Consider the following 14,201-nt stretch of genomic DNA (forward strand, 5'->3'; position numbering starts at 1 on the left):
AGCTTTGAGCAATGAGCAACAAGCAGGGACACATCCACACACAGCTGAGAAGGAAAACGGCTAATGAGTATCGAGGCATTTGGCTACAAGCAAGAATTGAAACGCAGCCTGTCGCTGACCGACCTGGTGGTATACGGGATGATTTTCATGATCCCCATCGCACCGTTCGGCGTGTATGGCTACGTCAACGCCGAAGCGCCGGGGATGGTGCCGCTGGCGTACATCATTGGCATGGTGGCGATGCTGTTTACCGCGTTGAGCTACGGCAGCATGGCCCGGGCGTTTCCCGTGGCCGGTTCCGTCTATTCCTACGCGCAAAGGGGCCTTAACCCACACGTTGGCTTCATCGCTGGCTGGTTGATGTTGCTGGACTACCTGCTGATCCCACCGCTGCTTTATGTCTACGCGGCCATGGCGTTGAATCATTTGTACCCGGACATCCCCAAGGTCGGTTTCATCCTGGCCTTTCTGGTGAGCGCGACCTTCGTCAACCTGCGGGGGATTACCTTCACCGCGCGGATGAACATCATCTTCCTGCTGGCGCAGTTGGCGGTGCTGGGGATTTTCCTGTTCTACGCCTGGAATGCGCTGCACGGCGGTGCCGGTAACGGCCAATTGACCCTGGCGCCGCTGTACAGCCCGGAACACTTCAATTTCGCCCTGCTGATGCAAGCCGTGTCCATCGCCGTGTTGTCGTTCCTGGGCTTTGACGCCATTTCCACCCTGGCCGAGGAAATCAAGGGTGACCCGGGCCGCAGCGTCGGAAAGGCTGCGCTGGTGACCTTGCTGGTGATGGGGGCGATTTTCGTGGTGCAGACCTGGATCGCCACGGACCTGGCCGCAGGCATGGGTTTCAAGTCGGCCGACACCGCCTTCTATGAAATCGCCGAACTGGCGGCCGGCAGCTGGCTGGCGACCCTGACCGCCGTCGCCACGGCCCTGGCCTGGGGCGTGGCAGTGGCAATCACCTCGCAGGCGGCGGTGTCGCGCCTGTTGTTCGGCATGGCCCGGGACGGCAAGTTGCCCAAGGTACTGGCCAAGGTCCATCCGAAACACAACACCCCGTACCTGAGCATTTATCTGGTGGCGGTGCTGTCGCTGCTGATCTGTTACCTGTTCATCGACGCGGTGGACACCCTGACCTCATTGGTCAACTTCGGCGCCCTGAGCGGCTTCATGCTGCTGCACATCACCGTGATCAACCATTACTGGCGCCGCCAACGGTCCGGCCAGGTGATTCGCCATCTGCTCTGCCCGCTGGTCGGCTTCGTGATCGTCGCGGCCATCATGTACAACATGGGCGTGGACGCGCAAAAACTCGGCCTGATCTGGATCGCCGCCGGTGTGGTGTACCTGTGTGCGCTGAATAAATTCGGCCCCCACACGGTACTTGCGGATCCGGCCGCACCTTGAGATTCAGCGGTGAAGGATTCGACCCCGCCGTAGCTGTAACGCGTGGACATCGACAGTGATCGTCAAGCCTGGTGCCCGTCGCCAGGCGCCCTGGAACAGGAGTGCAATCCATGCTGGCCTTACGTCCAGTTCAGTTAACCGATCTGCCGCAACTGCAGCAGCTGGCCCGCGACAGCCTGGTAGGCGTCACGTCGCTTCCGGACGATACCGAGCGCCTGCGGGAAAAAATCCACGGCTCGTGCGCTTCGTTCGAAGCCGATGTGCAGAAACCCGGTGGAGAGAATTACTTTTTTGTCCTCCAGGACCTGGATTCCGGGCGCCTGGTGGGCTGCTCCGAAATCCTCTCCAGCACCGGCTGCAACGAACCGTTCTACAGCCTGCGCAACCGGCCGTTTTCCAGCGAGTCCCGTGAGCTGAACATCCAGCACGGTGTACCGGCGCTGTCGCTGTGCCAGGACCTCAATGGCCAGACCCTGCTGCGCGGCTTTCACATCGACGCCGGGCGGGTGCGCACGCCGGAATCGGAGCTGTTGTCCCGCGCTCGACTGATGTTCATCGCCGCCCACCCCCAGCGCTTTGCCGAATCGGTGATCACTGAAATTGTCGGCTACAGCGACGATGACGGTCAGTCGCCCTTCTGGGACGCCATCGGCCAGCACTTCTTCGACTTGCCCTACGTCGAGGCCGAACGACTGTGCGGTTTGCAGAGCCGCACCTTCCTCGCCGAACTCATGCCGCAGTACCCGATCTATGTGCCCATGCTGCCCCAGGCGGCCCAGGACTGTATCGGCCGAGTGCATCCCGATGGCCAGGAAGCGTTCGACATCCTGGAGCGCGAGGGTTTCGAAACCAATAGCTATGTGGACATCTTCGACGGCGGGCCGACCTTGCATGCCCGTATCGCGAACGTTCGCTCCATTGCGCAGAGTCGTCTCGCCAGCGCCCGGCAAAGCTTGCAGATCGACGCTCGCGGCCGCTACCTGGTGAGCAACGATGGCGTGGGCAACTACCGCGCCATCGTCGCCGAACTGGGCATCGATACCGAGGGTTGCGTGGACCTTACGCCCGACATGCTGGCCGCCCTGGACGCCACGGATGGCGAGCGGGTGCGGGTGATTGCCTTATGAATCTCATTCGACCTTATGCCTCGCATCGGCGCGAGGGCCGACACGCTCAAGGAGCTGCATCATGATTGTCCGTCCGGTCGCCATCACTGACCTTCCGGCATTGCTGGACCTGGCCCATTGTGCGGGCACCGGCCTCACCAGTCTGCCGGACAACGAAGAGCGCCTGGCCCATCGCGTGCGCTGGGCCCAGCGCACCTTTGCCGGGCAAGTCGAACGCGCCGATGCCGATTATCTATTCGTCCTCGAAGACGACGACCGCCAGGTAGTGGGGATCAGCGCACTGACCGGTGCGGTGGGCTTGCGCGAGCCCTGGTACAACTATCGGGTCGGCGTGACCGTCAGCTCGGCTCCGCAATTGGGCATACAGCGGCAGATCCCCACGCTGTTTCTCAGCAATGAGATGACTGGACAATCGGAGATTTGCTCGTTGTTCCTGCACCCGGAGCAGCGCCGCGGTCACAACGGCCGCCTGCTGTCACTGGCGCGCCTATTGTTCGTTGCCGAGTTCCCCCAGTTGTTCGGCGAAAAACTGATCGCCGAACTGCGGGGGCATGCCGACGAGCAAGGTTGTTCGCCGTTCTGGGACAGCCTGGGCCGGCACTTTTTCCAAAGGGAGTTCAGCCACGCCGACCAACTATCCGGCATGGGCAACAAGTCCTTCATTGCCGAACTGATGCCACGCCAGCCGCTGTACACCTGCCTGCTCACCGAACAGGCCCAGGCCGTGATCGGCAAGGCACACCCGAACTCGGAGCCGGCCCGCAAGATCCTGAGTGCCGAGGGTTTCAGCCATAAGGGCTACATCGACATCTTTGACGCCGGACCGGTCATCGAAGCCCCGGTTCCGAAGATCCGTACCGTGCGCGACAGCCAGGCGCTGACCCTGGCCATCGGCGCTCCGGATGACCAGGCACCGGTCTGGCTGATCCATAACCGGCGCTTGGAAAACTGCCGCGTCACCAGCGCCCGGGCCCACCAGCACGGCCACAGCCTGCTGGTCGACCGCCTGACCGCCAAACGCCTGCAAGTACAACCAGGCGACACGGTGCGCGCCGTGGCGTTGCCGCGCCAGGGACAACAGGCGGTGGCGGCCTAGCTTTCACGCCCAGCGCCTGCCGCTTGCCGCTCGCCCTCCTCCCTGGCTTCGCGGGATCGACTTCGGCCAGTCTGTCCCTGTACATTCGTCATCATGTACGGCCGTCCCGCGTGATAGCTTTCCATCCTTCGGCGTTGACACTTTTGCTCAAGCCTTTCCATTCCATTGGTGGAACTTATATGTCCAGGCTTTCCCATCAAGATTTGCGTCGTAACTTTCGCCAGCTGCTGGCTTCCAAGACCTGTTACCACACAGCCTCGGTGTTTGACCCGATGTCGGCGCGCATCGCCGCCGACCTGGGCTTTGAAGTGGGAATCCTGGGAGGCTCGGTAGCATCCCTGCAAGTGCTGGGCGCACCGGATTTCGCCCTCATCACCCTCAGCGAGTTCACCGAGCAGGCCACCCGCATCGGCCGCGTCGCCCAACTGCCGGTGATTGCCGACGCCGATCATGGCTACGGTAACGCCCTGAACGTCATGCGCACCATCATCGAACTCGAACGCGCCGGCATAGCGGCGCTGACCATCGAAGACACGCTGTTGCCGGCCCAGTTCGGGCGCAAATCGACTGATTTGATCAGTGTCGCCGAAGGCGTCGGCAAGATCCGCGCCGCATTGGAAGCGCGCGTCGATCCGGAAATGGCGATCGTTGCCCGGACCAATGCGGGCATATTGCCGGTCCAAGAAATTATCAGCCGCACCCGACAGTATGAGCGGGCCGGGGCTGACGGGATTTGCATGGTGGGTGTGCAAGACTTCGAGCACCTGGAACGGATCAGCGAAAACCTGACGGTGCCGTTAATGCTCGTCACCTATGGCAACCCGCAGCTACGCGACGACAAGCGCCTGGCCGAACTGGGTGTGCGCGTTACCATCGACGGTCATGGCGCCTATTTCGCTGCCATCAAGGCTACCTACGACAGCCTGCGCGAACAGCGGCAGATCTTCACCCAGGCTTCGGACCTCAGCGCCACCGAACTGACCCACACCTACACCCAGCCTGAGGACTATATCCGTTGGGCAGAGGAGTACATGAGCGTCAAGGAGTAAGCGGCCGGCGAATCGAAAATCCCCGCGGCACAGCCGGGCCGCTTATCGGTGGTTCAGTGTGCATCGATGTTGAATGGACTGGCGCATTCGCGAGCAAGCCCGCTCCCACAAGGGCTTTGCGGTGGACACCTGGTGAGTGGACACCAACAACCCCTGTGGGAGCGAGCTTGCTCGCGATCGCGTTACCCCGGATGAAACGGGCCTTCAGCGCCCGCTACGCAACATCTCCCGGGGCACGTACTTGCCGATCTCGAACTTGCCGATTGCAGCGCGGTGCACTTCATCCGGGCCGTCGGCCAGGCGCAGGGTACGTTGCATGGCGTACATGTAGGCCAGCGGGAAATCATTGGAAACCCCGGCGCCACCGTGGATCTGGATCGCCCGGTCGATGACTTTCAGGGCCACGTTCGGCGCAACGACCTTGATCTGGGCGATTTCACTCTTCGCCACTTTATTGCCCACCGTGTCCATCATGTACGCCGCCTTCAAGGTCAGCAGGCGCGCCATGTCGATTTCCATCCGCGAGTCGGCAATCTTGTCGATGTTGCCGCCCAGGCGCGCCAATGGCTGGCCGAACGCAGTGCGGCTGACGGCGCGCTTGCACATCAACTCCAGTGCGCGCTCGGCCATGCCGATGGAGCGCATGCAGTGATGGATCCGGCCCGGGCCAAGCCGACCCTGAGCAATTTCAAAGCCGCGTCCTTCACCCAACAGGACGTTTTCGTACGGCACCCGCACGTTATCGAACAGCACTTCGGCATGGCCGTGAGGCGCATCGTCGTAGCCGAACACCGGCAGCGGCCGTACGATTTTTACCCCAGGAGTGTCCACCGGCACCAGGATCATCGAGTGCTGCGCATGACGCGGCGCATCGGGGTTGCTCAGGCCCATGAAGATCAGGATCTTGCAGCGCGGGTCACAAGCCCCCGAGGTCCACCATTTCTTGCCGTTTATCACCCACTCGTCGCCATCACGCTCGGCCCGGGCGGCCATGTTGGTGGCGTCCGAGGAGGCAACGTCCGGCTCCGTCATGGCGAAGGCCGAGCGGATCTCACCGCGCAGCAGCGGCTCGAGCCAGCGTTGCTTCTGTTCTTCATTGGCGTAGCGCACCAGCACTTCCATGTTGCCGGTGTCCGGTGCCGAGCAGTTGAACGGCTCAGGGCCCAGCAGCGAGCGTCCCATGATTTCCGCCAGCGGTGCGTATTCCAGGTTGGTCAGGCCGGCGCCCAGTTCCGACTCAGGCAGGAAAAGATTCCACAGGCCTTCAGCCTTCGCCTTGGCCTTGAGCTCTTCCATGATCGCGGTGGGTTGCCAGCGGTCACCTTCGGCCACTTGGCGTTCGAACACCGCTTCGGCCGGGTAGACGTAGGCGTCCATGAACGCCGTGACGCGTTCACGCAGTTCCTGAACCTTGGGGGAATACGCGAAATCCATGAGCAGCACCTTCTTGGCAGAGGTTGTTTTAGGTCATGAAATCGATGCTAGATCAGCTACGAAAATTTACCTAACCTATTCTCGGCGTGTATTAACATTCATCACCGATATATGTTTCACTGATTCGCATCGCCACCCGGCACCTCAAAACAAGCCCAAGAATAAGAGTGCAGCGCCATGAACCTGAGCAAGGTCGATCTCAACCTTTTCATTGTCTTCGATGCGATCTACACCGAAGCCAACCTGACCCGCGCCGGGCAGATTGTCGGCATCACTCAGCCGGCCGTGTCCAATGCCCTGGCCCGCCTGCGCGAGACATTCAACGACCCGCTCTTCGTGCGCACCGCCCAAGGCATGGTGCCTACGCCCATGGCCCAGAACATTATCGGCCCGGTGCGCAACGCCCTGTCGCTGCTGCGGGTGTCGGTGCAAGAAAGCCGGATCTTCAACCCTTTGCAGGCCGTCAAGACCTACCGCATCAGCATGACCGACCTCACCGAAGGCGTGATCCTGCCGCCGCTGTTCCAGCGCTTGCGTCGCCTGGCGCCGACCGTGGCTATCGAGAGTTTTCTGTCCAAGCGCCGCGAAACCACCAAGGAACTGGCGGCCGGTCGCCTGGACTTCGCCGTGGACGCCCCGCTCAACACCGACCCGCAGGTACGACATGTCAAGCTGATGGAAGACCGCTACGTGTGCGCCATGCGCAAGGGCCACCCTCTGGCGGGCAAGGAAAAGATCAGCCTCGATGACTATCTGGCCCAGACCCACGTGCATATTTCCAGCCGACGCAACGGCCTGGGCTACGTCGATCTGGCGCTGGGCAAGATGGGGATCCAGCGCAAGATCGCCCTGCGCTCCCAGCATTACTTGATGGCTTCCCAGGTGCTGCAGCAAACCGACATGGTCATGACCGTGCCCGAGCGTTTTGCCCGCCGTCACGATTTGCATGCCTTTGTGCTACCGGTCAACGACGTGCCGCCGGTTGAAACCCACTTGTACTGGCACGAAAGCACCGACCAGGACCCGGCCAACCGCTGGATGCGCGAGCAGATGATCGAGTTGTGCCAGCAGGTGACGGCTCATGAGAAGAAGCTGGATAAGATCGTGTAGGCTCATGCCGCGTCATCGTTTTTCGCGAGCAAGCCCGCTCCCACATTGAGTACATAGTTCACGCAGCATTGTGTGTAGGACGCTAAACCTGTGGGAGCGGGCTTGCTCGCGAAGAGGCCAGCACAGACAACCCGCCCGCGATTGCTTGACGTGAACGTCAACCTGCCATTAGCTTAGCGCAGCCCTTTTCGTTTCGAGCGCGTCCATGAGCAGCCAGACCTACAGCATCTCCGACCTCGCCCGCGAGCTGGATATCACCACCCGGGCCATTCGTTTCTATGAGGAACAGGGCCTGCTGAGTCCTGAACGACGGGGCCAGGAACGCATTTATTCGCCACGGGACAAAGTCAGCCTCAAGCTGATCCTGCGGGGTAAGCGCATCGGGTTTTCCTTGGCCGAGTGCCGCGAGCTGATCGAGCTCTACGACCCCACCAGCGGCAACCAGAAGCAGCTGCACAGCATGCTGGCGAAAATCACCGAGCGCCGGGAACAGCTCGAACAGCAACTGCTGGACATCGAACAAATGAAGCTGGAACTCGACACCGCCGAAGAACGCTGCATCCAGGCGCTGGAGCAGACGATCAACGGGCAGGAAGCCATCCAATAACGACACCAATCTCTTATGGGAGCGGGCTTGCTCGCGAATGCGAATTTACCTTCGGCCTTATGTCGACTGACACACCGCTTTCGCGAGCAAGCCCGCTCCCACATGGGCTTGGTGCACCCACTTTTACAGGTCAACCCCCATGTCACTTCCCTCCTTTGTACGCCTGATCGAAGTCGGCCCCCGCGATGGCTTGCAGAATGAAGCGCAACCCATCAGCGTCGCCGACAAGGTGCGCCTGGTGGATGCGCTGAGCGCCGCCGGCCTGGGTTACATCGAGGTCGGCAGTTTTGTTTCGCCCAAGTGGGTACCGCAAATGGCCGGCTCCGCCGAGGTGTTCGCTCAAATCCAGCGCAAGCCCGGTGTTACCTATGGGGCCTTGGCGCCAAACCTGCGGGGTTTTGAAGATGCGCTGGCGGCAGGTGTGAAGGAAGTGGCGGTGTTCGCCGCCGCGTCCGAAGCGTTTTCCCAGCGCAACATCAACTGCTCCATCAAGGAAAGCCTGGAGCGCTTCGCGCCGATCATGGAGGCCGCCAAACAGCACGACGTCAGCGTGCGCGGTTACGTGTCCTGCGTGCTGGGCTGCCCATACGAAGGTGCCGTCAAGCCCGAGCAGGTCGCTTGGGTCGCTCGGGAGCTGTATGCAATGGGCTGCTACGAGGTGTCCCTGGGCGACACCATTGGCACGGGCACGGCGGGCGCGACTCGCAAGATGTTCGAGGTGGTTTCGGCCGATGTGCCCCGCGACAAGCTCGCCGGACATTTCCATGACACCTATGGCCAGGCGATGGCCAACGTATACGCCAGCCTGCTGGAAGGCATCGCCGTGTTCGACAGCTCCATCGCCGGTCTCGGTGGCTGCCCCTATGCCAAGGGCGCCAGCGGTAACGTTGCCACCGAAGACGTGCTGTACCTGCTCAATGGGTTGGGGATCGAAACCGGTATCGACCTGGACACATTGCTCGCCGCGGGCCAACAGATTTGTGACGTGCTCGGCCGCCCTACCGGTTCGCGCGTCGCCAAGGCCCGCAGCGCACAGTAAGGTGTTACCACAGGCTTTGTAACGACAGCGAAACGAGTAACACGGAAACAATTTGTCTGCTTTGCCACGCTCGGTTTTTCAGCTAAAAAATATAAGCTATTGATTTCTATGAAATTTTAAAAGTTGGCACGCCACCTGCTATATCTCTGACATAACAAGAATAAAAAAACGCGGCAAACCCAATAAAAACAAGACGAAACGACTCTGACATAACAAAAACAACACGGCAGAGACGCAGCTAACAGATTTTTTTGGAGAAGATGTGCTTTTCAGGGTGCTTTCAGGAGCAACCCGCAACCGGGCAGAGAACAATAAAACTACCTTCAGGTAGCTCCCGAATCGGTTGGATCGCCAGGCGAAAAAGCAGGTCAGCGCTCAAAAAAATACGTTTGCTCTTGATCCCGGATGGGGATCGCCAAAAACAGCGGTAAAGGGTCACGGCCACCAAAAACAACAATAGGCCGCCCCTCAATAATAAAAAAAGAGCACGCGACGACAAAATTAAAGGGGAGCTTCGGCTCCCCTTTGTGCTGTCTGGCGTTTGGGGTTTTCTTGTGGGAGCGGGCTTGCTCGCGAAGACGGCGGCATAGCCAACATTTATGTCGCCTGGCACACCGCTTTCGCGAGCAAGCCCGCTCCCACAGGAGATCTTGCTCAGCCGTCGTGATCACTCAATTCTTCGATGCTGATTTCACGCATGCGGAATTTCTGGATCTTGCCGGTCACCGTCATCGGGAATTGCTCGACGAACTTGAAGTGGCGTGGCGTCTTGAAATGAGCGATACGCTCCTTGCACCAGGCCTGCAACTGCGGCGCTGTTACGCTGTGGCCGGGATGGAGCTTGATCCAGGCAACGATTTGCTCACCGTAGCACGAGCAGGGAATGCCGATGACCTGCACGTCCACCACCGCCGGGTGAGTGAAGAAAAATTCCTCCAGCTCACGCGGGTAAATATTCTCTCCACCACGGATGATCATGTCCTTGTTCCGCCCGACGATGCAGACGTAGCCCTGCGCGTCCATGGTCGCCAGGTCGCCGGTGTGCATCCAGCCATCCGGGTCGATGGCCTCGGCGGTGCCCTTGGGGTTGTTCCAATAACCGAGCATCACGCTGTAGCCGCGAGTACACAGTTCGCCGACGGTGCCTTGGGGAACAATCTCACCGGCTTCATCGATGATCTTGCTTTCCAGGTGCGGCTGGGTGCGGCCAACGGTGGTTACCCGCAATTCCAGCTCGTCCGCAGGACCGGTCTGCAGTGACACCGGGCTGGTTTCCGTCATGCCGTAGGCAATCTGCACTTGGGCCATGTGCATCTCGCTGATCACTCGGCGCATCACTTCGATGGGGCAAGTGGCTCCGGCCATGATGCCGGTGCGCAGGCTGGACAAGTCGAACTCGCCGCGCAGGGGTTGATCGAGCATGGCGATGAACATGGTGGGCACGCCGTACAGCGCAGTGGCTTTCTCTTCGGCCACAACCCTTAATGTCAGCAACGGATCGAACGCGTCAGCGGGATAGATCATGGTGCTGCCGTGGGTCATGCAGCCGAGGTTGCCCATGACCATGCCGAAACAATGATAAAGCGGCACCGGGATCACCAGCCGATCGGCGGCGGTCAGGCTCAGGCTTTCGCCGACCATGTAACCGTTATTGAGAATGTTGCGGTGGCTGAGCGTCGCCCCCTTGGGGAAGCCGGTGGTACCCGAGGTGTACTGGATATTCACCGGTTGGTCAAAATGCAGGCTGGCCTGACGCTCGGCCAACTGACCAGGCGTTACCGCCGCGCCCAGGGCCGTCAGTTGCGACCAAGGCAGAAAGCCTGACGGCGGCTGTGGATCGAGACTGATCACACCGCGCAAATCCGGCAACCGCTCGCTGTGCATCTGACCAATCGACTGCTCTGCCAGTTCTGGCACTAGCGCTTGCAGCATCGCATGGTAATCCGACGTCTTGAACGCCCCGGCGCAGACCAGCCATTGGCAACCGGATTGTTTGAGCGCGTATTCCAGCTCTGAGACCCGATAGGCCGGATTGATGTTGACCAGAATCACGCCGATCTTCGCACTGGCAAACTGGCTGATGCACCACTGCGCGCAATTGGGCGCCCACACGCCGAGGCGATCGCCGGTTTTCAAGCCCAGCGCCAACAAGGCCCGCGCATGCAGGTCGACAGCGTCGGCCAGTTGTTGCCAGGTGTAGCGCAGCGATTGATGGCGTACCACCAAGGCCTCGCCATCCGCATAACGAGCGACCGTCTGGTCGAAAGCCTGGCCGATGGTCTGGGCCAGCAAGGCCTTGTCCTGGGCACCATGGGTATAGCTGGACTGCAAATGCGAACCGGATTGATCCATGACGCCCCCTCTTGTCTTTTTTAATGGGTGTATCGGTGAATCTCATAGGCGAAGCGCCGTTACTCTGGCTCAAGTTGACGTTAACGTAAAGCGTGATTGACAGCCGCCCGTCCCAGGCTTACGTTAACGTAAAGGTGAAAACCGCCTCCCGTTCTCCGCACCCGATAAAAAAGCCAAAGGTGTCCCATGAGCTACCCATCCCTGAATTTTGCCCTCGGCGAAACCATCGACATGTTGCGTGACCAGGTACAGGCCTTCGTCAAGGCCGAGCTGGCGCCCCGCGCAGCGCAAATCGATATCGATAACCTGTTTCCCGCCGACATGTGGCGCAAGTTCGGTGACATGGGCCTGCTGGGCATCACCGTACCGGAAGAGTATGGCGGCGCCGGCCTGGGCTATCTGGCCCATGTCGTGGCAATGGAAGAAATCAGCCGCGGATCGGCCTCGGTCGCCCTCTCCTACGGCGCTCACTCCAACCTTTGCGTGAACCAGATCAACCGCAACGGCAATCATGAGCAAAAAACCAAGTATTTGCCCAAGTTGATCAGCGGCGAACACATCGGCGCACTCGCCATGAGCGAGCCCAACGCCGGCTCCGACGTCGTATCGATGAAATTGCGGGCCGACAAGCGTGGCGACCACTACGTCCTCAACGGCAGCAAGACCTGGATCACCAACGGTCCCGATGCCAATACCTATGTGATCTACGCCAAGACCGACCTGGAAAAAGGCGCCCACGGCATCACGGCCTTCATCGTCGAGCGCGACTGGAAGGGCTTCAGCCGCAGCAACAAGTTCGACAAGCTCGGCATGCGCGGCTCCAACACGTGCGAGCTGTTTTTCGATGACGTCGAAGTGCCTGAAGAAAACATCCTCGGCACGCTCAACGGCGGTGTGAAGGTCTTGATGAGCGGCCTCGATTACGAGCGCGTGGTGCTGTCCGGAGGCCCCACCGGCATCATGCAAGCCTGCATGGACTTGATCGTCCCGTACATCCACGACCGCAAGCAGTTCGGCCAAAGCATCGGGGAATTCCAGCTGATCCAGGGCAAAGTCGCCGACATGTACACCCAACTGAACGCAAGTCGCGCCTATTTATACGCCGTGGCCCAAGCCTGCGAGCGCGGCGAAACCACCCGCAAGGACGCCGCCGGGGTGATCCTCTACAGCGCCGAGCGGGCCACGCAAATGGCCCTCGACGCCATCCAGATCCTGGGCGGCAATGGCTACATCAACGAATTCCCTGCCGGTCGCCTGTTGCGTGACGCCAAGCTGTACGAAATCGGTGCCGGCACCAGCGAGATTCGCCGGATGCTGATCGGCCGCGAACTGTTCAACGAAACCCGCTAACGGAGCTGACCATGGCCACGCTGCACACTCAGCTCAATCCGCGCTCGGCGGAGTTCATCGCCAGCCGCGACGCAATGCTCGGACAGGTCGAGGCCCTGCGCACCTTGCTCGGGCAGGTCCGCCAAGGCGGTGGACCCAAGGCCCAGGAACGGCACACGTCGCGGGGTAAATTGCTGCCCCGGGAACGTATCAACCGGCTGCTGGACCCAGGCTCGCCGTTTTTGGAAATCAGCCCGCTGGCGGCCCACGAAGTCTATGGCGAAGACGTGCCAGCGGCCGGCGTGATTGCCGGCATCGGTCGGGTGGAAGGCGTTGAATGCATGATCGTTGCCAACGATGCGACGGTCAAAGGTGGCTCGTATTACCCGCTGACGGTGAAGAAACACCTGCGCGCCCAGACCATCGCCCGACAGAACCGCCTGCCCTGCATCTATCTGGTGGACTCCGGCGGCGCCAACCTGCCGCGCCAGGACGAAGTGTTTCCGGACCGCGAGCACTTCGGCCGGATCTTCTTCAACCAGGCCAACATGAGCGCCCAGGGCATCCCGCAGATCGCCGTGGTCATGGGTTCCTGCACCGCCGGTGGCGCTTATGTGCCGGCCATGGCGGATGAGGCAATCATGGTCCGCGAGCAAGCCACCATTTTCCTCGCCGGTCCGCCGCTGGTAAAAGCCGCCACCGGCGAAGTGGTCAGCGCCGAAGACCTGGGCGGTGCCGATGTGCATTGCAAAATCTCCGGCGTCGCCGACCACTATGCTGACAGCGATGAACACGCCCTGGCCCTGGCCCGCCGCAGCGTGGCCAACCTCAACTGGCGCAAGCTCGGTGAAGTGCAGCAACGTACGCCCATCGCCCCGCTGTACGCGAGCGAGGAGCTGTACGGCGTGGTGCCGGCCGATGCGAAGCAGCCGTTCGATGTCCGGGAAGTGATCGCGCGCCTGGTGGACGGCTCGGTGTTCGATGAATTCAAGGCGCTGTTCGGGACGACGCTGGTGTGCGGTTTTGCGCATCTGCATGGCTACCCGGTCGCGATCCTGGCCAACAATGGCATTCTCTTCGCCGAAGCCGCGCAAAAAGGCGCGCACTTCATCGAACTGGCCTGCCAGCGCGGCATCCCGCTGTTGTTCCTGCAAAACATCACCGGCTTCATGGTCGGGCAGAAATACGAAGCCGGCGGTATCGCCAAGCATGGCGCAAAACTGGTTACCGCCGTGGCCTGCGCGCGGGTGCCGAAATTTACGGTCATCATCGGCGGCAGCTTTGGCGCGGGCAACTATGGCATGTGCGGTCGCGCCTATGACCCACGGTTCCTGTGGATGTGGCCGAATGCGCGAATTGGTGTGATGGGTGCCGAACAGGCGGCCGGTGTGCTGGTGCAGGTCAAGCGTGAACAGGCCGAACGCAGCGGTCATCCGTTCAGCGCCGAACAGGAAGCCGAGATCAAGCAACCGATCCTCGACCAGTATGAAAAGCAGGGCCACCCCTACTATTCCAGTGCAAGGTTGTGGGATGACGGCGTCATCGATCCGGCCCAGACCCGCGATGTACTGGGCCTGGCCTTGTCCGCGTCACTGAACGCGCCTATCGAATCGAGCCGCTTCGGCGTGTTCCGGATGTAAACGGG

11 protein-coding genes are annotated in these 14,201 nt (G+C 60.8%); 9 read left to right on the plus strand and 2 right to left on the minus strand.

Translation table 11 applies throughout. From position 1 onward, the window contains the following. The first annotated feature begins 63 nt into the window (after positions 1 to 63). The 4 genes from PFLQ2_RS10735 (at position 64) to PFLQ2_RS10720 (ending at position 4,685) form a co-directional block, all read left to right on the plus strand. Complete coding sequence (locus PFLQ2_RS10735) at positions 64 to 1,413, plus strand: APC family permease (protein ID WP_003183095.1); 1,350 nt, start codon at positions 64 to 66, stop codon at positions 1,411 to 1,413. A 110-nt stretch (positions 1,414 to 1,523) separates the two neighbouring features. Continuing rightward, the gene (locus PFLQ2_RS10730; protein ID WP_003183097.1) at positions 1,524 to 2,540 is read left to right on the plus strand and encodes an arginine N-succinyltransferase; all 1,017 of its coding nucleotides are present in this window, start codon (positions 1,524 to 1,526) and stop codon (positions 2,538 to 2,540) included. A 61-nt stretch (positions 2,541 to 2,601) separates the two neighbouring features. After that, the gene (astA, locus tag PFLQ2_RS10725; protein ID WP_003183099.1) at positions 2,602 to 3,636 is read left to right on the plus strand and encodes an arginine N-succinyltransferase; all 1,035 of its coding nucleotides are present in this window, start codon (positions 2,602 to 2,604) and stop codon (positions 3,634 to 3,636) included. 179 nt (positions 3,637 to 3,815) lie between these two features. Continuing rightward, positions 3,816 to 4,685, plus strand: a complete 870-nt coding sequence (locus PFLQ2_RS10720; RefSeq protein ID WP_003183100.1) for an isocitrate lyase/PEP mutase family protein — start codon at positions 3,816 to 3,818, stop codon at positions 4,683 to 4,685. 204 nt (positions 4,686 to 4,889) lie between these two features. On the opposite strand, the gene PFLQ2_RS10715 is transcribed toward PFLQ2_RS10720, so the two are convergent. Then, positions 4,890 to 6,119: an acyl-CoA dehydrogenase gene (locus PFLQ2_RS10715; protein WP_003183102.1), complete on the minus strand. Its 1,230-nt coding sequence runs from the start codon at positions 6,117 to 6,119 to the stop codon at positions 4,890 to 4,892. Between the two features lie 177 nt (positions 6,120 to 6,296). On the opposite strand from PFLQ2_RS10715, the gene PFLQ2_RS10710 reads away from it, so the two are divergent. From PFLQ2_RS10710 to PFLQ2_RS10700, 3 genes are all read left to right on the plus strand, one after another. After that, the gene (locus PFLQ2_RS10710; protein ID WP_003183103.1) at positions 6,297 to 7,229 is read left to right on the plus strand and encodes a LysR family transcriptional regulator; all 933 of its coding nucleotides are present in this window, start codon (positions 6,297 to 6,299) and stop codon (positions 7,227 to 7,229) included. 205 nt (positions 7,230 to 7,434) lie between these two features. After that, the gene (locus PFLQ2_RS10705) at positions 7,435 to 7,836 is read left to right on the plus strand and encodes a MerR family transcriptional regulator (RefSeq protein ID WP_003183105.1); all 402 of its coding nucleotides are present in this window, start codon (positions 7,435 to 7,437) and stop codon (positions 7,834 to 7,836) included. 139 nt (positions 7,837 to 7,975) lie between these two features. Beyond that, positions 7,976 to 8,875 (plus strand): hydroxymethylglutaryl-CoA lyase, encoded by a 900-nt coding sequence (locus PFLQ2_RS10700; RefSeq protein ID WP_003183107.1) that lies wholly within the window; start codon positions 7,976 to 7,978, stop codon positions 8,873 to 8,875. 654 nt (positions 8,876 to 9,529) lie between these two features. Here PFLQ2_RS10700 and PFLQ2_RS10695 read toward each other — a convergent pair. Then, the gene (locus PFLQ2_RS10695) at positions 9,530 to 11,227 is read right to left on the minus strand and encodes an AMP-binding protein (protein WP_003183109.1); all 1,698 of its coding nucleotides are present in this window, start codon (positions 11,225 to 11,227) and stop codon (positions 9,530 to 9,532) included. Positions 11,228 to 11,413: 186 nt separating this feature from the next. On the opposite strand from PFLQ2_RS10695, the gene PFLQ2_RS10690 reads away from it, so the two are divergent. Beyond that, positions 11,414 to 12,577: an isovaleryl-CoA dehydrogenase gene (locus tag PFLQ2_RS10690; RefSeq protein ID WP_003183110.1), complete on the plus strand. Its 1,164-nt coding sequence runs from the start codon at positions 11,414 to 11,416 to the stop codon at positions 12,575 to 12,577. A gap of 11 nt (positions 12,578 to 12,588) precedes the next feature. Continuing rightward, a complete protein-coding gene (locus PFLQ2_RS10685) occupies positions 12,589 to 14,196 on the plus strand; it encodes a carboxyl transferase domain-containing protein (RefSeq protein ID WP_003183112.1) in 1,608 nt (535 codons plus the stop codon). Positions 14,197 to 14,201: the final 5 nt, after the last annotated feature.

Origin of the sequence: Pseudomonas fluorescens Q2-87, assembly GCF_000281895.1 — a bacterium.
In the GTDB taxonomy this organism is placed as follows: domain Bacteria; phylum Pseudomonadota; class Gammaproteobacteria; order Pseudomonadales; family Pseudomonadaceae; genus Aquipseudomonas; species Aquipseudomonas fluorescens_S.